The sequence below is a fragment of the Aeromonas sp. R4-3 genome (assembly GCF_040908275.1).
In the GTDB taxonomy this organism is placed as follows: domain Bacteria; phylum Pseudomonadota; class Gammaproteobacteria; order Enterobacterales; family Aeromonadaceae; genus Aeromonas; species Aeromonas rivipollensis.
Genome location: NZ_JBFODK010000022.1, coordinates 42,815 through 65,596, shown reverse-complemented (window position 1 = coordinate 65,596; position 22,782 = coordinate 42,815). Strand labels below are relative to the sequence as shown.

Genomic DNA, 22,782 nt, shown 5'->3' with positions numbered 1-22,782 from the left:
TGTCATGCAACGTCCTCAATCAGCTCAACAATATGCCCCAAGGGGCTTAGAAAAAACTGGACATGAGATCCACCAAAGGCGATTGCCGGCTGGCTGGGTCCTAGAGGAAGATGACGTTGCTCACGCAGTCTGACGGCGCTCTCCTGCAGGCAAGGCACCCGATAGGCAAGATGGTTGATGACATTGCGCCGGGTCTTGAGTACCTGAGTCACGGGGCTGTCCTCACTGGCCGGGGCAACCAGTTCGTAACACAGCCCATTTTCATCGTGTACAAACTGCACCCAGACCCGCTGCAGTGGATCTTCAACTGCCACCGAGAAGCGGTTCAGCCCCAGCACGTCGCGACAATAGGCCACACCGCTAGCCAGGTCCGGCACGACCAGTCCAATATGATCAAATTGCATGAGGCACTGCTCCCGCCCGGATCAGGGCGTATGGTGCCACCGCCATTAACTCGCCGGCAGCCAGCATAAAATCGCGGCACGAGACGGCCCAGACAGGCACCCGCTGGCACAGAGCCTGGCGCCAGACACCCCGAGCCTGCAGCAAGGCCACCAGCCGGGAGAGGTCGATCTCGCTGGCCAGAGACAGGTCGCGCACATAGTAGTTTGCCTGCCACTCCCGCAAGCGGCCGTCTACTCGCACCTGACCCGCAAATGCTTTGTGATAGCGGTAGGCGACGGCCAGCCTCTGCTCTACGTAGTGGGTGAAGGTGATACGGTCAGGGTGACAACCCAGCCCCAGCAGCCAGCCATCTTGCTCCGCCAGCCAGCCAAAGGGGCTCTCTTGGCCGAAACAATCGTGACACTCCCGGGCCACCAGAGAGGGTCCATATGGGCCACTTATCGCCATACTGAAGATGGGATCCAGCGTACGCACCACGCCTTCACGCTGCCGGAATACTTCCGTCATCAGCCCCACCTTGCTCGGGGTCTGCGCAGAATCGAAGCACTCGCCCGCCATCGGGCTATAACTGAAGGTCGGCACCAACAAGTGCCCGCCCAGCCACTGCTCTAGGTATGTCCAGAAGGCTGCGATGCCCGCGGCGTTGCCCATGCCGGCAAACTGGGCCACCACCATGGCATCCGAGTGCACCATCAGGGCGCCGCCTCTGGGGATCCCCAACTCGGTCAGCGCCTGCTCGAACGCCTGCTTCACACGGCGACCCCTTTGCGCAGCAAAGCTTGCTTGATGTCGGCCAGACTCTTCAGCTCAGCCAGCTCGTTCGGCTCGAAACGCACGCCATAGTGCTGCTCGACCAGCAACAGCAGGTTGAAGTGGCCCAGAGAGTCCCACTCGGGAAAACTGCCGAGGGCTGACTGTTCATTGACGCTGGCCTGGGGGAACTGCTGGCGTGCCAGCGCGATAAGGTCATTCATTGGCATAAAACTCCAAAAAAGGGAGAGAGAGGGAGGGGAGAGCCAGGCTGAGAAACACCTCGTCCGCCAGCGGCATCAACCCCGCTGGAGTGGTTATCGGCCGGGTTGGCAGGCTCGCCAGAAAATCCCGTGCCGGCAGATTACGCTCTGTAGCGACCAGGCTGATGACCAGTTCGGTCCTGCCTTGCGCCTGCAACCGGTTCACCAGTTGCGCCAGCAGCCAGTATTCGAAACCACGTCCCAGCACCCGGCAACTGATGGCCAGGGTATCCAGCAGCGCCCTGCCCTCGTCGAGCGGGCGCACCACCAGCAGAGCCGTCATACCGTGGTCGGCAAATCTGTCCCGTAAGCTAGCCAGCCAGACCTCACCACCCTCAGCGGCCAGCCGGGCCAGTTCCGCCGCCTGATAGCGGCGGGCAGAGAGATTGAACTGATTGGTCTTCTGGCTGAGTTGTTCGGCTCGCAACTGGTTGCCCGGGGAGAGCGGCTGCCAGTCGGCATGCAGCGCCAATTGCCGCAAGAAGGCGTGCTCATCGCCCAGTTGCTGACGCACCTCATTTGCCTGGGCTTGCGCCTGATAGGAATGCTGGCGCAGGCCGTCATCCTGACTCTGGTGGCGACTGCACAGGGCCGGCAGCGTCATCAGGGCATCCGGCCACCCCCAGATGTCGGCAGGGGGGGTGACCACCATCACTTCGGGACAATTGGCCCGGACTTCAGCACGTTCCAGCTCGCTGTCATCCCAGAAAACCAAACTGTCCAACCCGACATTCAGCCGCTCCGCCAGCCGGTGCAATCCCTGAGACTTGGACTCCCAGCCGATTTCAGCGGCAGCAATGTGATGGAGCTCAAGCACCATGCCTTGGTGCTCATCGAACAGCCGCCACACATCGTCGGCCAGATTCTTGGAACAGAGCGCCAATATGACGCCCTGCCCGTGCCAGTAACAGGCGGCCTGCTGGAAGGCCTGATAGAGACGCCCCACCCCATCCTGCCCCAGCAGGATGCCACCCACACCGTCTTCGCCAACCACGCCTCCCCACAGGGTATTGTCACAGTCGAGCACCAGCACCTTGTGGGCGGGTTGCTGCAGCCGCTGCAACAAGGGGACAATCCACTGCGCCAGGCTGGCCAGACCGACCATGGAGAAGGGGCAGGACATCAGATAGAGGTTGCGCCGGTCAAAGCAGTGATGTCGGCCATGCTGTTGCAGCCAGAGCGGCAGGTGCAGATCGTCCATGCCGGGTTGTTGCTGCCGCAGGCGAGCCATCTGCTGCTCAAACGCACTTGCCAGCGCGGCGAGCGCGGCAGGGGCCGGGCCATAGACGGAGAGTGGCGCGTGGCTGCAGGCACCGACCAGCAGATGATCCTGCGGGCGGCGCTGCAGATACTGCAACAGGGGCTTGCAGAGCGCATCGACGAAAGCGGCTACGGCCAACTGCTGCTCATCCTGCGTCAGACGACCCCATGCCTGCAGGGTCTGGACTGGCACCAGATCTTCCCACAGCCAGATGATGATGTGAGTCTGGGCCGCGGCATCGGCAGCCTGGTTCATCAGCGTCTGCAGCCACTGACCATGGGGAGCCACCTGCACCTCGCCATATTCTGCAAGAGGTCGCCAGGCAAGGTTGCCCGGCATCAAGAACGAACTGCCACTGAGATGAAGCATGGTCATGACCTTCCCCACTGCACTACCGGAACCATCCCGGCGACCGACAAATGGGATGATCGTGTTTGATCTTCATGAAAAACAAAAGCTTTTTCAGCCATCTTCAGTAGTTGATGCTGACATAGGGCACTTCAGTCACATCCCACGCCTGCTTGAGGTAGACGGTGAGCACGAAGAAGAAGTTCGCCAGCAGGTTGGCGAAACGGTAGAGGATGGGATCGAAGCGCACGCCGCTCTCTTCGAGGCGCACCAGCAGGCGCACCACCTTCTTGCTGCCGCAGCGGCACAGGTGCAGGGTGGGGATGGGTTGGGGTCCCTGGGGCAGCACGAAACCGGTGACCCGGCCGCGGCTCGCCTCGTTGTAGTGATCGTAACGCCCCTTCAGCCAGTCCAGATCCTCCTCGAAGATCCCGAGCCTGCCGCGCACCGAGCCGTTGAGGTTGTAGATGAGCCGCTGCAAGATCGCCAGATCCGCCAGCATGGGCTGGGTGTCTGCATCCGGCACCAGGTGGGACAGCACGGCCCCCACCTGGCAGCAGAGCTCGTCGGTGGCGATCTCGTAGTCGCACTGGAACTGGGTCTCGAAGATGAAGGGGTAGCAGAGCTCGCGCTTGTCTCTTGGCTTCTTGGGGTTCATGGCATCGTCTGGCTGGAGAAAAGGGCAGTGTGCCAGCCCGGGCCCAGGCTGGCAAACGCCGCATCAGAGGGGCGACGAGCCGGGATCAGCTCGTCGCCATCTGCTGGCCGAGCTGCCTCATGGCCGCCAGCATCCGCTGGTTGAAGCCCATGAAACCGGCGCCCTCGGCCGCCTCGCTCTGGCCTCGCGCCGCCAGCACCGCAGGGGTCAACGCCTGCTGCTGGGCAGGCGGCAACAGGGCATCGGCCTGCTGCTGCAGCTGACTCAGCTTCGGCAGGTAGTCCGCCAGCGGCTTGAGCCCCTCCTGCAGCGAATGGGCCCCCTGATAGGTCTGGCTCAAGCGGGCCGACTGCTTGAGCTTGAGGGAGTAGGAGGCCAGCTGGCTGTCGTCCAGTTGCAACCCATCCAGCCTGTCAGCCAGGGTCTTGCCCTCCCCGCCCCCGAAGAACTGGCCGGCCAGCTCGTCCAGCCCCTTGACCAGCTTGCCGATGGCGTCCATCTCGCCACTGTCGAGATCCCCCTCCAGGGAGAAGTCGAAGCTCTGGCTCGACTTGAGGCTGAACTGGTTGCCGCTCTCGTCGCTTCGGGACTTGAACTGCCAACTGTCACTAAAGCGCAGCATCACCTTGTCCCCGTCCCGGGTCTCGATCTCGAGGAAGGCCTGTTGCCGGCTGGCCATCTTGGCCGCCCCGAGATCCGTGGTCGAAACCTCGCCAAAGAACTCTTGCTCGAAGGACTCCAGTCCCTCCTGGATCAGCTTGTAGCTCTGATCCATGCCGGTCTTGATGTCCTCGTTGTCCGCCCAGTCCCCGAGCTGCTTTCTGGCGTCGCCGAAGCCCATCTCCACCCCTTTGCGGGCCTGCTCCATCATCTTGGCCAGATCCTCATCCGACTTGCCGTCGGCACGGGCCGCCCCCAGCCGTCCGGTGACGAACTGCAGCACGTTGTCCGCCACCGCCTCGTAATCGAACAGGGTCTCCGGGGTGATAGCCTCCGGCGGGCTCAGCTTGAACTCCTGACTCCTGGGGGCCTGATAGTGCTGGCCATTGATCTCCAGCGCGAATTGCAGCGCCTGCTGGATCAGCACCTGGGCCCACTTCGGGGGCTTGTTCAGGGAGACCTCCTCCCCGCTGCCTGCCGGTTTCGACTCTGCCTGTTGAGGCGATTTGGGAGCAATGCCCACTCCCTTGGGTTGGGCTGCGCCCATGCCATCGATCTGCATCATCACTCTCCCGCCATAGTGGTGGATCGGTTATCGGCCCGACTGACCACTTCTTGACCACAAAAAACTTGGACAATCCGCGACGGCCTTTTAAAATCCCCACCCTTTGGTTGGCTGCGGCCTTCCCCCGGTTTCTGCCCGGCCCTGCCGGTGTGCATCTGAGGTATCTATGACCCAATCCCAGCGGACCCCCGCCGACTACCAGGCCCAGCTCGACGAGAAGCGCGATCGCCTCACCCAGCTGTTCGCCGACTTCAACCCGCCCGCGCTTGAGGTCCATGCCTCCCCCGCCGAGCACTACCGGATGCGTGCCGAGTTCCGCATCTGGCACGAGGGGGATGACCTCTTCCACTGCATGTATGCCCAGGCCACCAAGGAGATCATCCGGGTCGACAGCTTCCCCACCGCCAGCCTGCTCATCAACCGGCTGATGCCGGTGCTGCTGGCAGGGCTGCGCCCGCACCCGGTGCTGCGCCGCAAGCTGTTCCAGATAGACTACCTCTCCACCCAGTCCGGCCAGCTCTGCGTCAGCCTGCTCTACCACCGCAAGCTGGAGGCGGAGTGGCAGCAGGCCGCAGAGGCCCTGCAGGCCGACCTGCGGGCCCAGGGGTTCGATCTGCAACTGATTGGTCGCGCCCACAAGCAGAAGATCTGCCTGGGGGAGGAGTTCGTCATCGAGCGGCTCAACGTGCAGGGTCGCGAGCTGGTCTACAAGCAGGTGGAGAACAGCTTCACCCAGCCCAATGCCGCCATCAACGAGCAGATGCTGGGCTGGGCGCTGGATGTCACCCGCGGCAGCGAGGGTGACCTGCTGGAGCTCTACTGCGGCAACGGCAACTTCTCCATCGCCCTGGCGCAGAACTTCCGCAAGGTGCTGGCCACCGAGATCGCCAAGCCGAGCGTGGATTCTGCCCAGTTCAACATCGCCGCCAACGGAGTGGACAACCTGATCATACTGCGCATGTCGGCGGAGGAGTTCACCATGGCGATGCGCGGCGAGCGGGAGTTCAACCGCCTCAAGGGGGTCGATCTCGGCGCTTACCAGTGCAACACCATCTTCGTCGACCCGCCCCGTGCCGGCCTCGATGACGCCACAGTCCGGCTGGTGCAGGAGTACGACAACATCCTCTACATCTCCTGCAACCCCGAGACCCTGCAGGCCAACATGGCGGTGCTGGGCGAGACCCACGAGATCGCCCGCTTCGCCCTGTTCGACCAGTTCCCCTGGACCCACCATATGGAAGCCGGGGTGTACTTGAAGCGCAAGGCGGGCTGATTCGAACCGCCTCCCCCCGGCCCGCCACATGGAAATCGGGGGTATCTACGCCACAAGGCGGACCAAACTCCCCCCTCATCCCCACCCTTCTCCCGCCAGGGGAGAAGGGTGCAAAGGGCTCTCGGGCCCTGTTTTGATTAGTTATCCCGGTGCAGGGCGCTGGCGCAGCCGTTATGCTGGCGACACGCGCATTCGCGCCATAGCCGGGTACCACGCCGCCATGCCACGCGTTCTGTTTGTTGAAGATGATCCCGAGATAGGCCAGCTCATCAGCAGCTGGCTCGGTCGCCACGACATAGAGGTGCTGCTGGAGACCCGGGGCGATCTCGCGCTGGCCAGGGTGGAGGCCGAACAGCCAGACCTGGTGCTGCTAGACATCATGCTGCCGGGGCAGGACGGCCTCTCCCTGTGCCGGGATCTGCGGCCGCGCTTCACCGGCCCCATCGTCATGCTCACCTCGCTCGACAGCGACATGAACCAGATCCTCAGCCTGGAGCTCGGGGCCAACGACTACATCCTCAAGACCACGCCGCCCCCCGTGCTGCTGGCCCGACTGCGGGTCCAGTTCCGCCAGCAGGGGCAGGCGCCGCAACCGGCCGCCCTCAGCGCGCCGCCCCAGCGCCTGCAGTTCGGTCGCCTGCGGATCGACGGCCCGGGGCGGGACGTGCGCCTCGACGGCAACAGCGTGCCCCTCTCCACCGCCGATTTCGATCTGCTCTGGGAGCTGGCCAGCCACGCCGGCCAGATCCTGGGGCGAGAAGCGCTGTTTCGCAGCCTGCGGGGCCGCGACTACGACGGCCAGGACCGCAGCATGGACGTGGCCATCTCCCGCCTGCGCCGCCGGCTCGGGGATGACAGCACCAACCCGACCCGGATCAAGACAGTGCGCCAGAAGGGCTACCTGCTGGTACCCCAGGCCTGGGAATGAGCTGGTGCCTCACACGCCTGCACACCAGAAGCCCGGGGATGACAGCAACAACCCGACCCGGATCAAGACGGTGCGCCAGAAGGGCTATCTGCTGGTACCCCAGGCCTGGGAATAAGCAGTTACCGAATGACCTTGATGCTCTCTGCTCCCTTCTCCCCTTGCGGGAGAAGGGTTGGGGATGAGGGGGGCGCCCAGACGCAATCCAGGCAAGAGGAGAGCCCCCATGCGCCGCCTGTTTATCCAGTTCTACCTGCTGCTGATCGGCTGCTTCGGCCTCGCCATCCTGCTCATCGGCCTCGTCTATCAGGTCAGTGCCGAGCGGGCGGGGGACCGCTATCTCGAGCACATGATGCAGGGCTCCCTGGGGCTGCTCACCGGCGAGCTGGCCCGGCTGCCCCCCGCACGCTGGCCCGCCCGCATGGGGGAGCAGAGCCAGCAGCTCAACCTGCCGCTGCAACTCGGCGCCCTCGCCAACCAGCCGCTGGCCAGGGAGGATCAGGCCTTCCTCGAGGCGGGCAACATCGTCATCGTCGAAGAGGATGACACCTTCCTGCAGCGCATCCCGGGCACCGACCAGGTGCTGATCGTCGGCCCCGTCCCCTATCTCTCCTATCTGCACGAGCTGCACTGGGTGGACGTGGGCCTGCTGCTGCTCATCGGCCTCTCCCTCGGCCTGCCCATACTGCTCTGGCTGCGCCCCCACTGGCACGGCCTGCAACGGCTCGAACAGACGGCCCGCCGGGTCGGTGACGGGGATCTCTCCTGCCGCACCGGCCTGCCTCCCGGCAGCAGCCTGGGCCGGGTGGGACGCACCTTCGATCAGATGGCCGAGCAGTTGCAGGCCATGCTGGCCAGCCGCAAGCAGCTGACCGACGCCATCGCCCACGAGCTGCGCACCCCCCTGGTGCGGCTGCGCTACCGACTCGCCATGCTGGCCGAGCCCCCCTCGGCCGAGGAGCAGCAGGGGCTGGAGCGGGATCTCGGCGCGCTGGACGCCCTCATCGAGGAGATGCTCACCTATGCCAGGCTGGATCGCCCCGAGCTGCCGCTGCAGTGCAGCGATCTCGAGCTGGGTCGCTGGGCCGGGGAGCGGCTCCCGGACTGGCAGGCGCTGCGCCCGGACAGACGACTCGCCCTCCAGCTTCCCGCCCATCCCCTGCCCTGGCGCGGCGACATCCGCCTGCTGGACAGGGCGCTGGAGAACCTCATCGGCAACGCCCTGCGCCATGCCGCCAGCCGGGTGAGCCTCGCCATGAGTCGGCAGCAGGATCACTATCTGCTGGAGGTGGCCGACGACGGCCCCGGCATAGATCCGGCGCTGGCGCCCCAGATCTTCGAGCCCTTCGTGCGGCTGGATCAGAGCCGGGACAGGCGCACCGGCGGCACGGGCTTAGGCCTCGCCATAGTGCGCAGCATAGCGCGCCACCATGGCGGCGAGGTGCAACTGCTGCCCGCCGAGACGGGGGCCCGCTTCTGCCTCAGGCTGCCCGTACATTTGGATACAAACCGTCACCAGCCACTCACTGAAGCGCAGGCCCGGCAGCCCTAGGATGACGTCATGGAGAGCCGCTCCATGTCATCAAACCGAACGAGGAACTGGAATATGAAAAAGCTGATCCCCCTGAGCCTGGCTGCTGTCTTCGCCCTGACCTCCGGCTTCACCATGGCTGCCACCCCGACCAAGGCTGCCGCACCCCAGGCCACCCAGACCAAGGTGGTGAAAAAACATCACAAGGCGACCCATGCCGCACCGACCGTGAAAGTGGCCCCCAAGACCAAGTAACAGGCGCACAAGCTCCCAATGAAAAGGGGCCCCATCATGGGGCCCCTTTTGTCGTGCTCAGTCGCTCAATCCTGCATGTAATCTGCAGGCAGCGCGATGCGCGCCACCCCGGAGGCTACCGCCGCCAGCGCCACGGCGCGGGCCACGCGAGGCAGCAGACGGGCATCCATCGGCTTGGGAATGACGTAATCCTTGCCGAAGGTGAGCGCACTCACCCCGGCGGCGGTCAGCACCTCGGCCGGTACGGGTTCTTTCACCAGGCCACGGATCGCCTCCACCGCCGCTACCTTCATGGCATCGTTGATGCGGCTGGCACGCGCATCCAGGGCGCCGCGGAAGATGAAGGGGAAGCAGATGACGTTGTTGATCTGGTTCGGATAGTCGGAGCGACCCGTGCCCATGATGAGATCGTCGCGCACCGAGTGCGCCAGGGCGGGCTTGATCTCGGGATCCGGGTTGGAGCAGGCGAAGATCACCGGATTGGGGGCCATCAGCGCCACCGCCTCCGCAGGCAGCACGTCCGGGCCGGAGACACCGACAAACACGTCCGCCCCGTCGATGACATCCATCAGGGTACGCAGGGGCGTGTCGTTGGCGAAGCGCTGCTTGTACTGGTTCAGATCGGTGCGACCGCTGTGGATCACCCCCTGACGGTCCAGCATGAAGATGTTCTGTGGCGCAGCGCCGCACTTGATCAGCAGATCCATGCAGGCGGTGGCGGCGGCACCGGCGCCCATGCAGACGATGCGGCTCTGTTCGATGCGCTTGCCCTGCACTTCCAGCGCGTTGAGCAGGCCGGCGGCGGTGACGATGGCGGTGCCGTGCTGATCATCGTGGAACACCGGAATGTCGCAGCGCTCGATCAGCGCCTGCTCTATCTCGAAGCACTCGGGAGCCTTGATGTCTTCCAGGTTGATGCCACCGAAGGTGTCGGCGATGGCAGCGACAGTGTCGATGAACTGCTGGCTGGTCTCGTGCTTCACCTCGATGTCGATGGCGTCGATGCCGGCGAAGCGCTTGAACAGCAGTGCCTTGCCCTCCATCACCGGCTTGGAGGCCAGCGGCCCCAGATTGCCCAGCCCCAGGATGGCGGTGCCGTTGGAGATGACGGCCACCAGGTTGCCCTTGCCGGTGTAGCGGTAGGCATCGGCCGGGTTGGCGGCGATTTCGCGCACCGGCTCGGCGACGCCAGGGCTGTAGGCCAGGGCCAGATCCCGCGCGGTCTCGGCGGGCTTGGTGAGGGCTATGGCTATCTTGCCGGGAATGGGCTGGGCGTGGTAATCGAGCGCTTGTTGACGAAGATCGTGACGCAGATCGGACATGGGGGACCCCGATACGGAAGTGAATGAGTGGTGCATTGGCTCGCCAGTGGCGAGGGCTGGGGATCATAAAGAAAACCCGCCCCCTTTCACAGCAGAAAATATCGCCAAGTCGCACTGACAGCTGACTCAGCAGCATCTCCTGCCGCCATCAAATACCTATTTAGTTATAGATTCGATTTCAGTCCATCACGGGAATACCGGCCCTCGCCTCCGCCTGGCGGGCGATGGCCTCCGTCATCCCCTGGAAGATGAAGAGGTGGAAGGGCAGCATGGCGAGCCAGTAGGCCAGCCCCCAGGCGCCCTGGGGGTGCCAGTGGGCGGTCACCCGCAGCCGGGTCAGGCCGGACTCCTGGGGCTGGATGTTGAACTCCAGCCGCCCGACGCCGGGGGCCTTCATGTTGAACAAGAGATCCAGCCTGCGCCCCTCGTCCACCCCGAGGATCTGCCAGGAGTCCAGCATGTCCCCCTTCACGAAGCGATCCGGATTGGTGCGACCCCGGGTGAGCGCCGGGCCACCGATCAGGTGATCCATCCATTCGCGCACCACCCACAGCTCGTTCATGTAGAAGTAGCGCTGCTCGCCCCCCAACTGCTGCAGCACCTGCCACACCACCTCGGGGGAGGCGAGGCACTCGGCCTCCCCGCTGGCGGTGCGATCGTAGAAACCGTACTCGGGATGGCGCCAGCGCAGGCCAAGCGGCGTCTCCTCCCCCTGTTGCTCGGCGCCGAGCTTCTGCTCCAGCGCCAGGCTCTCCGTCAGCGCCTCGTCGAAGCTGAGCAGGTGCTGGGGCAGCAGGGCCCGCAGTGGGCCATCATCGGCCGGAATGTCGTGCTTGAGACCGCCCACCAGCGCCTTGGCGATGGGTTGGGGTACAGAGGTGGCAAACTGCAGCCACCAGGCGGAGAGCCGCGGGCTCAAGAAGGGGATAGGGATGATGGGGCAGCGCTTGCCGATGTGGGCGGCAAACTTCTGCAACTGCTGCTGATAGCTGAGCAGCTCGGGGCCGGCCGCGTTGAAGATGCGGCCATCCACCCCTTGCGCCTCCACCAGGCCGCCCAGATAGTGCAGCAGGTTGGAGAGGGCTATGGGGGGCGTGCGGGAGCGCACCCACTTGGGCGTCACCATCATGGGCAGGTTGAACACCAGATCCCGCATCACCTCGAATGCGGCGGAGCCGGGCCCTATGATGATGCCGGCCCGCAGCTCCACCGTGGGCACCCCCGCCTCCCGAAACAGCTCGCCGCAGTGGCGACGGGAGTTGAGGTGGCGACTGTTGCAGGGGATCGGTTGTATGGCCCCCAGATAGACGATGCGGCGCACCCCGGCGGCGCGGGCGGCGGCGGCGAAGTTCTTCACCCCCTGCTGCTCCAGCCGGTGAAAACCGGCGCCTGCCCCCATGGCGTGCACCAGATAGAAGACGGTATCCACCCCGGCAAGGGCCGGCAACAGGGTGATGGGCTTGAGGCTGTCGGCGAGACGAAACTCCACCCCCTCCGGCAGGCGGCAGGGGCGGCGCGCCCCGGCGATGACCCTGTAACCCAACCCTTGCAGGTGGGGTACCAGATAGGAACCTATGTAACCCGCCGCACCCATCACCAGACAGTTTCGCATTCCAACACTCCTTGCCATCCCCCATGGACTCGCACCACCATAGGGCAAAGCGAGGCAATACAGAACGCCGGCCAATAAAAAAGGCGCCCGATGGGCGCCTTTTTCAGAATTCTTCAGAAGTAAGATTACTTCTTGGCAGTCAGACCACCGAAACGCTTGTTGAACTTGTCTACGCGGCCGCCGCTAGAAACTTCTTTCTGCTTGCCGGTATAGAACGGGTGGCATGCGGAGCACACGTCCAGGTTCAGATCTTTACCCAGGGTAGAGAAGGTATTGATGACGTTACCGCAAGAGCACTTGCAGGTGATGGCTACGTACTCGGGATGGATACCAGCTTTCATGGACAACCTCGATTATCAGGCCGTGTCGCCATCCGATCTCTTGTCGGACACCACACGATTGTTGAACACAGTTTCAAAGGCTGCGAATAATATAGGAAATGCCTGAGTTCAGGCAAGTGGCTTCGCAGAAAAAATAGGCAACCCCTGGTGGATTCATCGCAAACGCTTGATCTGGTTCGTGTCGCTGTCCCGGTGCCCTTGCGCCGTCACTTCGACTATCTCTCCCCTTTGCCCCTGCCTGAGCCCGGTTGCCGGGTCGAGATCCCTTTCGGCCCCCAGACCCTGGTCGGTCTGGTGGTGGATCACCCGACCGAGAGTCAGGTGCCCCGCACCAAGTTAAAGCCCTTGAAGCGGGTGCTCGACACGGCCCCTGTGCTGGGGCCCGACATACTGGCGCTGATGGCCTGGAGCGCCGGCTACTACCAGCATCCCCTGGGTGAGGTGCTGCCCCACGCCCTGCCTGTGCTGGTGCGCAAGGGGGAGCCCGCCGCCTACCGGGAGCTGGAGTTCTGGTTTGCCACCGAAGCCGGGATGGCAATCGATCTCAACGAACTCAAGCGGGCGGCCAAGCAGCAGCAGGCCCTCGCCCTGCTGCGCAAGGGCCCCCAGACGCCGTCTGCGCTCAAGCAGGAGGAGATCCAGAGCGCTGCTCTCACAGCGCTGGAGAAGAAGGGCTTGCTGGAGAAGCGCAGCCTGGAGCCGAGCCATGACGGCGACTGGGCAACCCATTTTGACGCCGGTGAGGGGCTGCGCCTCAACGGCGAGCAGGCATTGGCGGTGGCTGCCGTCACCAGCCAGAGCGACAAGTTCGGCGCCTTCCTGCTGGACGGCATCACGGGATCCGGCAAGACAGAGGTTTACCTGAGCATACTCGAGCCCCTGCTCCGGGCGGGCAAGCAGGCGCTGGTGATGGTGCCGGAGATAGGCCTCACCCCCCAGACCATCAACCGCTTCCGCCGCCGCTTCAAGGTGCCCGTGGTGGCGATGAACTCCGCCATGAACGACAGGGAGCGGCTCGATGCCTGGCTCGCCTGCCGCGACGGCGGCGCCGCCATCCTGATCGGCACCCGCTCCGCGGTCTTCACCCCGTTCAAGAACCTCGGCATCATCATCATCGACGAGGAGCACGACGGCTCCTTCAAGCAGCAGGACGGTTTTCGCTACCACGCGCGGGATCTGGCGGTGATGCGGGCCCATCGCGCCGGTATCCCAATCCTGCTCGGCTCCGCCACCCCGTCGCTCGAGACGCTGCACAACGCCCGCACCGGCAAGTACCACCACCTCAGCCTGACGCGGCGCGCCGGCAACGCCCAGACCGCCCGCCAGGTGATCCTGGACATCAAGAGCGTACGGCTGCAGGCCGGGCTCTCTCCCCAGCTGGAGCAGCTGATGGCAGAGCACCTGGTGGCGGGCAACCAGGTGATGCTGTTCCTCAACCGGCGCGGCTATGCCCCCTCGCTTATCTGCCACCAATGTGGCTGGAGCGCCGCCTGCGAGCGCTGCGATGCCTGGTACACCTGGCATCAGGCCGGGCGTCGGCTGCACTGCCACCACTGCGACAGCGTGCGCCCGCTGCCTCATAGCTGTCCGGAGTGCGGCAGCAATGAGTTGATCGGCTCGGGAGTGGGCACAGAACAGCTGGAGCAGCTGCTCACCACTGTGTTCCCCCAATATCCTGTGGTGCGTATCGATCGGGACAACACCCGCCGCAAGGGGGAGCTGGAGACCCACCTCGGCGACATCAAGGCGGGCAAGTACAAGATCCTGATCGGCACCCAGATGCTGGCCAAGGGGCACCACTTCCCGGACGTAACCCTGGTGGGTCTGCTGGATGTGGATGGCGCCCTGTTTTCCGCCGATTTTCGCGCCGCCGAGAAGTTGGCCCAGCTCTACACCCAGGTGGCGGGCCGGGCCGGTCGCGCCAGCAAACCCGGGCTGGTGGTGCTGCAGAGCCATCACCCGGAGCACGCCCTGCTGCAGGACCTGACCCAGAACGGCTACGGCCACTTTGCCGATACCGCGCTGAAAGAACGCCGCCTGCTGGGGCTGCCGCCGTTCAGTTACCAGGGGCTGTTTCGGGCCGAGGCCAACGGCCGGGACGAGGTGCAACTGTTCCTCACCCGTCTGGCCGATACTCTGCGCAGCGCCCGCTATCCCCAGGTGCAGGTGCTCGGGCCCATCAGCGGCTTCATGGAGCGCAAGGCGGGCAAGTTCCGCATGCAGCTGCTGGTGCAGGGACCGAACCGGGCCCCCCTGGCGCAACTGCTGGATTGGGCGGTGAAGGAGCTGGACGGCTGGCCGGAGACCAAGAAGGTGCGCTGGAGCCTGGACATAGACCCCACGGAGTTGAATTAAGGGTCGCTGCGCTGGTCCGATTACGCTTCGCTAATCAACGGATCTTGCGATAGTGCGCACCCGCCATGGCGTCTTTGCTCCCTTCCCCCCTCGCGGGAGAAAGGTTGGGGATGAGGGGGAGAGCCAGAACGCAATGAGGGGGCCTGGGCCCCCTCGTTGTTTTTACCCCATGACAGCTCCGGCTTATTCGGCGACCTGGGAGACCCCGGTCAGCCTCACCTCGACCCGGCGATCCGGGGCCAGACAGGCGATCATCTGCGCCTTGGCGCCGTACGGGCAGCTACCCCCCGTCACCGGTGACGACTCGCCCTGCCCCTCGGCCCGCACCTTGTCGGCAAACAGCCCCTTGGCAATCAGGTAGTCGGCCACTGTGCGGGCACGCTGCTCCGAGAGGGCCTGGTTGTAGGCATCGGATCCCAGCCGGTCGGTATGACCGATCACCGTGGCCACCCCGTCTTTCGGGTTGGCCGCCAGGATCTGGGCAAACAGGCTGTCGAGCGCCTGGCTCGCGGCCGGCTTCAGGGTCGCCTTGTTGAATTCAAACAAGACGTCCGAGTCCAGGCTGAACTGCTTCTCTACCAGCACGGGAGCCGGTGCTGGCTCAGGTACGGGAGCCGGCGTCGGCGCCACCGGCTCGTCACCGACCTGACCGAAGCGATAGAGCATGCCCACCGACAGCAGGCCGTTATCCAGCTCTATGCCGGATTCATCCAGCGAGGTCTTGCCGAGGGGGGTGGTGTACTGGTATTCGAGGCGGGCGGCCCAATCCCTGTCGATGGCATATTCGATGCCCAATGCCCCCACAAAGGCGGCGCCGTGATACTTGCCCCCACCCGATACCGAGAGGTTGCTGGTGCCATCGTTGGCCCAGGCACTGATGGAGCTGTCGGTCCAGGCGTAGGCCCCCCCCAGCCGGCCATAGATATCCAGGGCCTCGGTCGCCGGGAAGCCGATCTTCATGGTGGCCTGGATCATCTGGGCCTTGGCCTCCCCATCCAGTCCTGCTTCCACCCCGTTGCCGCTGAAGCGTTGATCGACCTGATACTTGCCGAGCCAGTCATAACCGAGCTCGACGGCCACATTCCGGTTTACCTGATAGCCAGCGAAGAGCCCCAGGCCGAGGTCGCTGTGGTCCTGGCCGGGATCAAAGGCATCGAACAGCTCCTTGACCTGCTCGTCGTAATCCACCCCGTAAAAATTGGACCAGCCGGCCTTGCCGCCGACATACCAGGTGTTGTCCTGGGCGGCAGCCTGCACCGTCCCCGTTGCCATCAGAGCGCCGATCAGGACGGCGAGCATAGATCTGTTCATGGATGAGCCCCTGCAATGAATTGTTATGACGCGGATGCGCCTCTCTTCCCTGACGGGGCCCTGAACCCAAGCCCCGCACTCAGATTATCCCATCTGCAACCAGCCTCAAACGACCAGGGACTCAGGAGTGTGATATTGGCGACATTATCAGCAGATGCGCACCCCGGGGCGCCCATAAAAAAACGAAGAGCCAGGCTCTTCGTTTTCATCTCGGGGCGGGATGGTCAAGCCACCGTCACTGACTGCCCTGGCTCGCCAGGAACAGGCGGTAGGCGGGATCCTCGCTCACCTCCTTCCAGCCGTAGCCAATCTCGCGCAGGTAGTCGTGGAAGGCAGCCACGTCCTCGTCCGGCAGCTCGAAGGCACAGAGCACCCGGCCATAATCGGCGCCGTGGTTGCGGTAGTGGAACAGGCTGATGTTCCAGCGACAGCCCAGAGTCTCGAGGAAGCGCATCAGGGCACCCGGCTGCTCCGGGAACTTGAAGCTGTAGAGACGCTCACCGAGGGGCCGGGCCGGGCGGCCGCCAATCATGTAGCGCACGTGGTTCTTGGCCAGCTCGCTCTCCGTCATGTTGACCACGGGGTAACCGTTGCCACCGAGCTGATCGATGATCTGGCCGAGCTCCTCATCGCCCCCGCTGAGGCGCACCGAGACGAACAGGGAGGCCTGGGCCGCATCCGCGTAGCGGTAGTTGAACTCGGTCACCATGCGGGGCCCAAGCTGACGGCAGAAGTCGAGGAAGGCCCCCTTGCGCTCGGGTATGGTCACCGCCAGCATGCCCTCGCGCTTCTCGCCGATCTCGCAGCGCTCCGACACATAGCGCAGGCTGTGGAAGTTGACGTTGGCACCGGAAAGGATGGCCGCCATCCGCCCGCCCTTGACCTGCTCCCGCTCGCTGTAGGCCTTGAGCCCCGCCAGCGACAGGGCGCCTGACGGCTCGGCGATGGCGCGGCAGTCGTCGAAGATGTCTTTCAGCGCCGCGCAGATCTGGTCGTTGGAGACGGTCACCACCTCGTCCAGATACTGGTTGCACAGGCGGAAGGTCTCGGTGCCGATGCGCTTGACCGCCACCCCGTCCGCAAACAGGGAGACTCGCTCCAGGTTGACCGGCTCGCCGGCCTCCATGGCGGCCTTGAGGCAGGCGGAGCCCTCGGCCTCCACCCCTATCACCTTGACGTCCGGCAGCAGCTGCTTGATGTAGACAGCCACCCCGGCGGCCAGGCCGCCCCCCCCCACGGGCACGAAGACGTGAGTGAGGTGGGTGTCCTGCTCCAGCAGCTCCTTGCCTATGGTGCCCTGGCCCGCGATCACCTCGACGTCGTCGAACGGCGGTATCAAGGTGTAGCCCTCGGTTTCTGACAGACGGCGGCTCTCGGCATAGGCCTCGTCGAAGCTGTTGCCAAACAGCAGCACGTTGCCACCCAGGCGACGCACCGCATCTATCTTGATGTCCGGCGTGGTCTTGGGCATCACTATGATGGCCTTGATGCCGAGCTTGGCCGCCGACAGCGCCACCCCCTGGGCATGGTTGCCGGCCGAGGCCGCCACCACACCGTGGGATTTCTGCTCGGCGCTCAGGGTGGCGATCTTGTGATAGGCACCGCGCAGCTTGAAGGAGTGCACGGGTTGCAAGTCTTCACGCTTGAGCGCCACGTGGTTGCCGAGTCGCTCGGAGAGTTTTTTCAGGCTCTGCAAGGGGGTTACCCGCGCCGCCTCATAGACGGGGGAGAGCAACACCTTGCGTAGATAATCTGCCGCTGAAACCATGTCCTATTCCTCCAGCTTGCTTAAATCGCGCACCGCACCTTTATCTGCGCTGGTGGCGAGCATGGCATAGGCACGCAGGGCGTAGGAGACCTGGCGCTGGCGGTTCAGCGGCTTCCAGCCACGGGCCTCGATGGCGGCGCGGCGGGCGGCCAGCACTCTGTCAGCCACCTCCAGCACCATGCTGCGGGCCGGGATGTTGATGTTGATGATGTCCCCATCCTCCACCAGCCCTATGGTGCCGCCGGACGCCGCCTCGGGGGAGACGTGGCCGATGGAGAGGCCAGAGGTGCCGCCGGAGAAGCGGCCGTCTGTGATGAGGGCGCAGGCCTTGCCGAGCCCCATGGACTTGAGATAGGTGGTGGGGTAGAGCATCTCCTGCATGCCGGGGCCGCCCTTGGGCCCTTCGTAGCGGATCACCACCACTTCACCGGCTTTCACTGTGCCATCCAGGATACCGGCGACCGCCGTGTCCTGGCTCTCGAACACCCGGGCCGGGCCGCGGAAGCAGAGGTTCTCGTCATCCACCCCGGCGGTCTTGACGATGGCACCGTTGAGGGCCAGGTTGCCGGAGAGCACGGCCAGGCCCCCTTCCAGGCTGTAGGCATTCTCCAGGGAGCGGATGCAGCCTTCTGCACGGTCCAGATCCAGTTCGGGCCAGCGGCAATCCTGGCTGAATGCCTTGGTGGTGCGGATCCCGGCCGGGCCGGCGCGGTAGAAGTCGTGCACCGCCTTGTCGTCACAGCGGCTGACGTCATAGGCCTCCAGCAATTCGCTCAGGGAGGTACCGAGCACGTTGCGGGTGTCGCCGTGCACCAGCCCGGCTCTTTCCAGCTGGCCCAGGATGGCGACCACGCCACCGGCGCGGTGCACGTCTTCCATGTGGTACTTCTGGGTGGACGGCGCCACCTTGCACAGCTGGGGCACCTTGCGGGACATGCGGTCGATGTCGGCCATGGTGAAGTCCACCCCGGCCTCCTGGGCCGCCGCCAACAGGTGCAGCACAGTATTGGTGGAGCCACCCATGGCAATGTCCAGGGCCATGGCATTCTCGAACGCCGCCTTGGTGGCGATGTTGCGCGGCAGGGCGCTCTCGTCATCCTGCTGGTAGTAGCGATTGGCCAAAGCGACTATGCGCTGACCGGCCAGCTTGAACAGCTGCTCGCGGTCCGCATGGGTCGCCAGCATGGAGCCGTTGCCCGGCTGGGAGAGGCCAAGGGCCTCGGTCAGGCAGTTCATGGAATTGGCGGTGAACATGCCGGAGCAGGAGCCGCAGGTAGGGCAGGCGCTGCGCTCTATCTGATCGCTCTGGGCGTCGGAGACCTTGGGATCGGCACCCTGGATCATGGCGTCCACCAGATCCAGCTTGATGATCTGATCCGACAGCTTGGTCTTGCCCGCCTCCATGGGGCCGCCGGAGACGAAGATCACCGGTATGTTGATGCGCAGGGCGGCCATCAGCATCCCCGGGGTGATCTTGTCGCAGTTGGAGATGCAGACCATGGCGTCGGCACAGTGGGCGTTGACCATGTACTCCACGGAGTCGGCGATCAATTCGCGGGATGGCAGCGAATAGAGCATGCCGCCATGACCCATGGCGATGCCGTCATCGACTGCTATGGTGTTGAATTCCTTGGCGACGCCGCCGGCGGCCTCGATCTCCCGGGCCACCAGCTGGCCGAGATCCTTGAGGTGCACGTGACCGGGCACGAACTGGGTGAAGGAGTTGACCACGGCTATGATGGGCTTGCCGAAATCCTGATCTGTCATGCCGGTGGCACGCCAGAGGGCGCGGGCCCCGGCCATGTTACGTCCGTGGGTGGTGGTGGCGGATCTCAACTTCGGCATTGTCTCTACTCCCTGAATACATGAGCCCGACTGGGCAAACTTATGGTGCGAAGCTGTCGCTTCAAATCGGTTGTGGCAAGGGATAGGGCCCTTGCCATAGCCGACTCCAATCCAAACATGAGCGGGCGACCGGGTCGCCCGCTCAGCTTTCGATCAGTCGTTGACCGGGGTCAGCCAACCCCACTTGTCCTCGGTCTGACCGTTGAACAGGCCGAAGAAGGCATTCTGCAACTGCTCGGTCACAGGGCCACGGCTGCCGGCGCCCACCTTCATCCGATCGACGGAACGCACCGGGGTCACCTCGGCGGCGGTGCCTGTCATAAATATCTCGTCCGCCACGTAGAGCGCTTCCCGAGGCAGCGCCTGCTCTCGCACCTCGTAACCGAGATCCCGTGCCAGCGTCATTATGGTGTCGCGGGTGATGCCGGGCAGGATGGCGGCGGTGGCGGGCGGGGTGAAGATCACGCCGTTCTTCACCAGGAAGAGGTTCTCCCCCGCCCCCTCGCTCAGGTAGCCGTTCACGTCCAGCGCCAGCCCTTCGGCGAAGCCGTTGCGCTTGGCCTCGCGGCTGATCAGCTGGGATGAGAGATAGTTGCCGCCGGCCTTGGCGCCTGTGGGTATGGTGTTGGGGGCGAGCCGGCTCCAGGAGGTGACACAGACATCCACCCCGTTTTTCAGGCCCTCTTCGCCGAGGTAGGCGCCCCAGGGCAAGGCGGCGACCATGAGATCCGCCTTGGCATCCAGCGGCGGATGCAGCCCCAGCCCCACGTTGCCGACAAAGGCCAGCGGGCGCAGATAGCCGCTCTTGAGGCCGTTCTCGCGCACCACGGTGCGGCAGGCTTCATTCACTTCGAATTCGCTGTAGGGCACGTCCATCCAGTAGATTTTGGCGGAGTCGAACAGGCGGCGGGTGTGCTCCTGCAGGCGGAAGATGCAGGTCCCCCTGGGGGTATCGTAGGCGCGCACCCCCTCGAACACGGAGGAGCCGTAGTGCAGGGCATGGCTCATGACGTGGACCTGGGCATCTTGCCAGGGCACCAGCTTGCCATTGAACCAGATGTATTGAGGCTGAGTGGCAGATTGGGAAGGCTGTGACATTGGCTTGGCTCCTTAAGCGCTGATCCGGGGTTGCTGTTCCAGTGCATCGACCCGGGAGACATCCACCAGCTTGACCAGCTGGCTCCACAACTGCTGGATGGGACGCTCCGACTCGACAGTAACCGTGATCCGCAGCTGTTGGCAATCCTGCTCCATGTTCAGAGAGCAGAGAGCGAAGCCACGGTGACGCACCACCCGCAGCACCCGCTCCATCACTTCGGGTCTGGGCTGGGCGTGAATATGCAGGGTGTGCTGCGCAAATCCGGGTTGGTGAAAGCTGTGCTGCTTCATGGGCGTTGCTCCATCATCTTGTGGTTGGCGACTCCCGGCGGAACCAGGGGCCAGACGTTTTCTTCCTCTGAAATGGCCACATGCAGCAGGTAGGCACTCTCGCTTGCCAGCAGGCGATCGAGGGCACCGGCTATCTGCTCCTTGCATGTGATGGTCTCGCCCGGGATGCCGAAGGCAGCGGCCAGGGCGATGAAATCCGGGTTGTCGGAGAGTATGGTCTCGCTGTAACGGCCGTCGAAGAACAGTTCCTGCCACTGGCGCACCATGCCGAGACGTTGATTGTCGATCAGCACCATCTTCACCTTGAGCTGGGCCCGGCGTATGGTGCCGAGCTCCTGCACATTCATCATGAAGGAGCCGTCACCGCTCACCAGTACCACCTCGTCATCCGGGCGCGACATCTTGGCGCCGATGGCGGCGGGCAGGCCAAAGCCCATGGTGCCAAGACCTGCGCTGGAGAGGTGATTGCGCGGGCTGGTGAAGCGCATGTGCTGGGCCACCCACATCTGGTGCTGACCCACGTCGCAGGCCACCACGCTGGTCTCGGGCAGCAGTGCCGAGAGCTGCTTGAGCAGGGCCGGGGCATAGATGGGCTGGCCGGGATGGTCGTAGCGGAAGGCATACTCGCGAGCCATGGCGGCGCAGTGCTCACGCCAGGGATCGATCGCCAGCGCCATGGCCAGGGCAGGCAATACCCGCTTGAGATCCGTGGTGATGCCCACGTCGGCGGCGCGGCGTTTGCCGAACTCGGCGGCATCCACGTCCAGGTGGATCACCCTGGCCTCGGGGGCGAACTCCTCCAGCTTGCCGGTCACCCGATCATCGAAACGGGCGCCCACCACCACCAGCAGATCGCACTGCTGCACCGCATAGTTGGCGGCCTTGGTGCCGTGCATGCCGAGCATGCCGAGGTAGACGGGGCTGTCGGGGTCGAGCACGCCTATCCCCTTGAGGGTGGTGACCGCAGGCATGCCGGTGGCGGCGGCAAAGTCACGCAGTGGCTGCTCCGCATTGGCCATGCCCACCCCGCCCCCGACGTAGAGCACGGGGCGCTCGGCGGCGGCCAGCAGGGTGCGGGCCAGGGTCAGCTCGGCCGGATTGAGGGGCTCTGGCTCCTCCACCGCAAACAGCGGGCTCTGGGTCGGCACGGCGGCCAGCTGCACATCCTTGGGAAAATCGATGAGCACAGGACCCGGACGCCCCTCGGTGGCGATGGCGAAGGCTTCCGCCAGCACCCGCCCCAGGTCTGCAGGGTCTGTGACCATGAAGGAGTGCTTGGTGCAGGAAAGGGACATGCCGAGCACGTCGACCTCCTGAAACGCATCGGTGCCGACGGCGGCGCAGGCGACCTGGCCGCTGATGGCCACCAGGGGCACGGAATCGAGCAGCGCCTCCGCCAGGCCGGTCACCAGGTTGGTGGCCCCCGGGCCCGAGGTGGCGATGCAGACCCCCACCTGACTGGAGGCGCGGGCATAACCCACGGCGGCCAAGGCGGCCCCCTGCTCGTGACGGCAGAGCTGATGGGCCAGGCCACCGTCATACAGGGCGTCATAGACCGGCATGATGGCCCCGCCCGGGTAACCAAACACCTGGGTCACACCCTGTTTCTTGAGAGCCTGTACCAAAAACTGCGCGCCGTTCATGTGGAAATCCTGTCCTTTGGTCGAAAAAAAACCCCCGGGCCGTGAGGCTCGGGGGTCGCTTGTTTCGTTCTGTCCGGTGGTGGGTCTATCCCTTGTTCCGTGCAGCTAAACGAGCCCCGAGCGGTGAGATAATAATCACCACTAGGACCACAATAATGCTGACGAAACGGGAGGCCATGTTCATAGTTACAACCGGAAATCCTGTGAAATGGGGGCGATTTGCACCGCGAATGGCTATTAGAACTAGCATGGTGATTTTTATTGGGCAAGCATTTTTTACCTGACAAGACTCTGATTTTGAC

General features: G+C 64.3%; 20 protein-coding genes and 1 pseudogene. 6 read left to right on the top strand and 15 right to left on the bottom strand.

What is annotated here, in order from left to right:
- Positions 1 to 2: 2 nt before the first annotated feature.
- The 6 genes from AB5Y91_RS05615 to AB5Y91_RS05590 form a co-directional block, all read right to left on the bottom strand.
- Entirely contained in the window at positions 3 to 404 is a 402-nt protein-coding gene (locus AB5Y91_RS05615) for a VOC family protein (protein ID WP_234677686.1), read from the bottom strand.
- The gene (locus AB5Y91_RS05610) at positions 394 to 1,158 is read right to left on the bottom strand and encodes an AAC(3) family N-acetyltransferase (protein ID WP_234677685.1); all 765 of its coding nucleotides are present in this window, start codon (positions 1,156 to 1,158) and stop codon (positions 394 to 396) included. Before AB5Y91_RS05610 ends, AB5Y91_RS05615 begins: the two co-directional genes overlap by 11 nt.
- On the bottom strand, positions 1,155 to 1,379 hold the full coding sequence (locus AB5Y91_RS05605; RefSeq protein WP_139744724.1) for an acyl carrier protein: 225 nt from the start codon (positions 1,377 to 1,379) through the stop codon (positions 1,155 to 1,157). The genes AB5Y91_RS05610 and AB5Y91_RS05605 overlap by 4 nt, the downstream gene beginning before the upstream one ends.
- Positions 1,372 to 3,054 (bottom strand): HAD-IIIC family phosphatase, encoded by a 1,683-nt coding sequence (locus AB5Y91_RS05600; protein ID WP_368169263.1) that lies wholly within the window; start codon positions 3,052 to 3,054, stop codon positions 1,372 to 1,374. The genes AB5Y91_RS05605 and AB5Y91_RS05600 overlap by 8 nt, the downstream gene beginning before the upstream one ends.
- 97 nt (positions 3,055 to 3,151) lie before the next feature.
- A complete protein-coding gene (locus tag AB5Y91_RS05595) occupies positions 3,152 to 3,685 on the bottom strand; it encodes an ATP--cob(I)alamin adenosyltransferase (protein ID WP_025328733.1) in 534 nt (177 codons plus the stop codon).
- Positions 3,686 to 3,770: 85 nt separating this feature from the next.
- Complete coding sequence (locus tag AB5Y91_RS05590; protein ID WP_368169302.1) at positions 3,771 to 4,907, bottom strand: DUF5610 domain-containing protein; 1,137 nt, start codon at positions 4,905 to 4,907, stop codon at positions 3,771 to 3,773.
- Between the two features lie 169 nt (positions 4,908 to 5,076).
- Between AB5Y91_RS05590 and trmA the strand changes: the two genes are divergently transcribed.
- From trmA to AB5Y91_RS05565, 5 genes and pseudogenes are all read left to right on the top strand, one after another.
- Positions 5,077 to 6,183 carry a tRNA (uridine(54)-C5)-methyltransferase TrmA gene (gene trmA / locus AB5Y91_RS05585; RefSeq protein WP_368169262.1) on the top strand — a complete coding sequence of 369 codons (1,107 nt, stop codon included), beginning with the start codon at positions 5,077 to 5,079 and terminating at the stop codon, positions 6,181 to 6,183.
- 220 nt (positions 6,184 to 6,403) lie between these two features.
- On the top strand, positions 6,404 to 7,111 hold the full coding sequence (gene rstA, locus AB5Y91_RS05580; RefSeq protein WP_368169261.1) for a two-component system response regulator RstA: 708 nt from the start codon (positions 6,404 to 6,406) through the stop codon (positions 7,109 to 7,111).
- A 25-nt stretch (positions 7,112 to 7,136) separates the two neighbouring features.
- Positions 7,137 to 7,226 (top strand): annotated as a pseudogene (locus tag AB5Y91_RS05575) (two-component system response regulator RstA); the annotation flags it as partial.
- 108 nt (positions 7,227 to 7,334) lie between these two features.
- Positions 7,335 to 8,660, top strand: a complete 1,326-nt coding sequence (rstB, locus tag AB5Y91_RS05570; protein ID WP_368169260.1) for a two-component system sensor histidine kinase RstB — start codon at positions 7,335 to 7,337, stop codon at positions 8,658 to 8,660.
- A 54-nt stretch (positions 8,661 to 8,714) separates the two neighbouring features.
- Entirely contained in the window at positions 8,715 to 8,894 is a 180-nt protein-coding gene (locus AB5Y91_RS05565) for a hypothetical protein (protein WP_163157567.1), read from the top strand.
- A gap of 65 nt (positions 8,895 to 8,959) precedes the next feature.
- Here AB5Y91_RS05565 and AB5Y91_RS05560 read toward each other — a convergent pair whose 3' ends face one another.
- The 3 genes from AB5Y91_RS05560 to rpmE all read right to left on the bottom strand — a co-directional run bounded on the left by AB5Y91_RS05560 (position 8,960) and on the right by rpmE (position 12,169).
- Positions 8,960 to 10,216, bottom strand: coding sequence for a malic enzyme-like NAD(P)-binding protein (locus tag AB5Y91_RS05560; RefSeq protein WP_368169259.1), 1,257 nt, complete (start codon positions 10,214 to 10,216; stop codon positions 8,960 to 8,962).
- A 178-nt stretch (positions 10,217 to 10,394) separates the two neighbouring features.
- Entirely contained in the window at positions 10,395 to 11,828 is a 1,434-nt protein-coding gene (locus tag AB5Y91_RS05555; protein WP_368169258.1) for a DUF2867 domain-containing protein, read from the bottom strand.
- A gap of 125 nt (positions 11,829 to 11,953) precedes the next feature.
- Entirely contained in the window at positions 11,954 to 12,169 is a 216-nt protein-coding gene (gene rpmE, locus AB5Y91_RS05550; protein ID WP_025328741.1) for a 50S ribosomal protein L31, read from the bottom strand.
- Between the two features lie 147 nt (positions 12,170 to 12,316).
- Between rpmE and priA the strand changes: the two genes are divergently transcribed.
- Positions 12,317 to 14,524: a primosomal protein N' gene (gene priA / locus AB5Y91_RS05545; RefSeq protein ID WP_368169257.1), complete on the top strand. Its 2,208-nt coding sequence runs from the start codon at positions 12,317 to 12,319 to the stop codon at positions 14,522 to 14,524.
- A 183-nt stretch (positions 14,525 to 14,707) separates the two neighbouring features.
- Here the strand turns inward: priA and ompA are convergent, their stop codons facing one another.
- From ompA to ilvG, 6 genes are all read right to left on the bottom strand, one after another.
- Entirely contained in the window at positions 14,708 to 15,835 is a 1,128-nt protein-coding gene (ompA, locus tag AB5Y91_RS05540; protein ID WP_368169256.1) for a porin OmpA, read from the bottom strand.
- A gap of 235 nt (positions 15,836 to 16,070) precedes the next feature.
- On the bottom strand, positions 16,071 to 17,603 hold the full coding sequence (ilvA, locus tag AB5Y91_RS05535; RefSeq protein ID WP_111910836.1) for a threonine ammonia-lyase, biosynthetic: 1,533 nt from the start codon (positions 17,601 to 17,603) through the stop codon (positions 16,071 to 16,073).
- A gap of 3 nt (positions 17,604 to 17,606) precedes the next feature.
- Positions 17,607 to 19,448, bottom strand: coding sequence for a dihydroxy-acid dehydratase (gene ilvD / locus AB5Y91_RS05530; protein WP_368169255.1), 1,842 nt, complete (start codon positions 19,446 to 19,448; stop codon positions 17,607 to 17,609).
- Between the two features lie 153 nt (positions 19,449 to 19,601).
- Positions 19,602 to 20,546 (bottom strand): branched-chain amino acid transaminase, encoded by a 945-nt coding sequence (locus AB5Y91_RS05525; protein ID WP_368169254.1) that lies wholly within the window; start codon positions 20,544 to 20,546, stop codon positions 19,602 to 19,604.
- A 12-nt stretch (positions 20,547 to 20,558) separates the two neighbouring features.
- Positions 20,559 to 20,837, bottom strand: coding sequence for an acetolactate synthase 2 small subunit (gene ilvM / locus AB5Y91_RS05520; protein WP_106885470.1), 279 nt, complete (start codon positions 20,835 to 20,837; stop codon positions 20,559 to 20,561).
- On the bottom strand, positions 20,834 to 22,480 hold the full coding sequence (ilvG, locus tag AB5Y91_RS05515) for an acetolactate synthase 2 catalytic subunit (protein WP_368169253.1): 1,647 nt from the start codon (positions 22,478 to 22,480) through the stop codon (positions 20,834 to 20,836). The genes ilvM and ilvG overlap by 4 nt, the downstream gene beginning before the upstream one ends.
- Positions 22,481 to 22,782 lie beyond the last annotated feature (302 nt).

What these genes read in the sequence shown, in the direction of transcription:
- AB5Y91_RS05595 (WP_025328733.1), bottom strand. Translation starts at nt 3,685, where the DNA reads ATGAACCCCAAGAAGCCAAGAGACAAGCGCGAGCTCTGCTACCCCTTC.
- AB5Y91_RS05615 (WP_234677686.1), bottom strand. Translation starts at nt 404, where the DNA reads ATGCAATTTGATCATATTGGACTGGTCGTGCCGGACCTGGCTAGCGGT.
- rstB (WP_368169260.1), top strand. Translation starts at nt 7,335, where the DNA reads ATGCGCCGCCTGTTTATCCAGTTCTACCTGCTGCTGATCGGCTGCTTC.
- ilvG (WP_368169253.1), bottom strand. Translation starts at nt 22,480, where the DNA reads ATGAACGGCGCGCAGTTTTTGGTACAGGCTCTCAAGAAACAGGGTGTG.
- AB5Y91_RS05565 (WP_163157567.1), top strand. Translation starts at nt 8,715, where the DNA reads ATGAAAAAGCTGATCCCCCTGAGCCTGGCTGCTGTCTTCGCCCTGACC.
- ilvD (WP_368169255.1), bottom strand. Translation starts at nt 19,448, where the DNA reads ATGCCGAAGTTGAGATCCGCCACCACCACCCACGGACGTAACATGGCC.
- AB5Y91_RS05525 (WP_368169254.1), bottom strand. Translation starts at nt 20,546, where the DNA reads ATGTCACAGCCTTCCCAATCTGCCACTCAGCCTCAATACATCTGGTTC.
- rstA (WP_368169261.1), top strand. Translation starts at nt 6,404, where the DNA reads ATGCCACGCGTTCTGTTTGTTGAAGATGATCCCGAGATAGGCCAGCTC.
- ompA (WP_368169256.1), bottom strand. Translation starts at nt 15,835, where the DNA reads ATGAACAGATCTATGCTCGCCGTCCTGATCGGCGCTCTGATGGCAACG.
- AB5Y91_RS05600 (WP_368169263.1), bottom strand. Translation starts at nt 3,054, where the DNA reads ATGACCATGCTTCATCTCAGTGGCAGTTCGTTCTTGATGCCGGGCAAC.
- AB5Y91_RS05605 (WP_139744724.1), bottom strand. Translation starts at nt 1,379, where the DNA reads ATGAATGACCTTATCGCGCTGGCACGCCAGCAGTTCCCCCAGGCCAGC.
- AB5Y91_RS05555 (WP_368169258.1), bottom strand. Translation starts at nt 11,828, where the DNA reads ATGCGAAACTGTCTGGTGATGGGTGCGGCGGGTTACATAGGTTCCTAT.
- AB5Y91_RS05560 (WP_368169259.1), bottom strand. Translation starts at nt 10,216, where the DNA reads ATGTCCGATCTGCGTCACGATCTTCGTCAACAAGCGCTCGATTACCAC.
- rpmE (WP_025328741.1), bottom strand. Translation starts at nt 12,169, where the DNA reads ATGAAAGCTGGTATCCATCCCGAGTACGTAGCCATCACCTGCAAGTGC.
- trmA (WP_368169262.1), top strand. Translation starts at nt 5,077, where the DNA reads ATGACCCAATCCCAGCGGACCCCCGCCGACTACCAGGCCCAGCTCGAC.
- AB5Y91_RS05590 (WP_368169302.1), bottom strand. Translation starts at nt 4,907, where the DNA reads ATGCAGATCGATGGCATGGGCGCAGCCCAACCCAAGGGAGTGGGCATT.
- ilvA (WP_111910836.1), bottom strand. Translation starts at nt 17,603, where the DNA reads ATGGTTTCAGCGGCAGATTATCTACGCAAGGTGTTGCTCTCCCCCGTC.
- ilvM (WP_106885470.1), bottom strand. Translation starts at nt 20,837, where the DNA reads ATGAAGCAGCACAGCTTTCACCAACCCGGATTTGCGCAGCACACCCTG.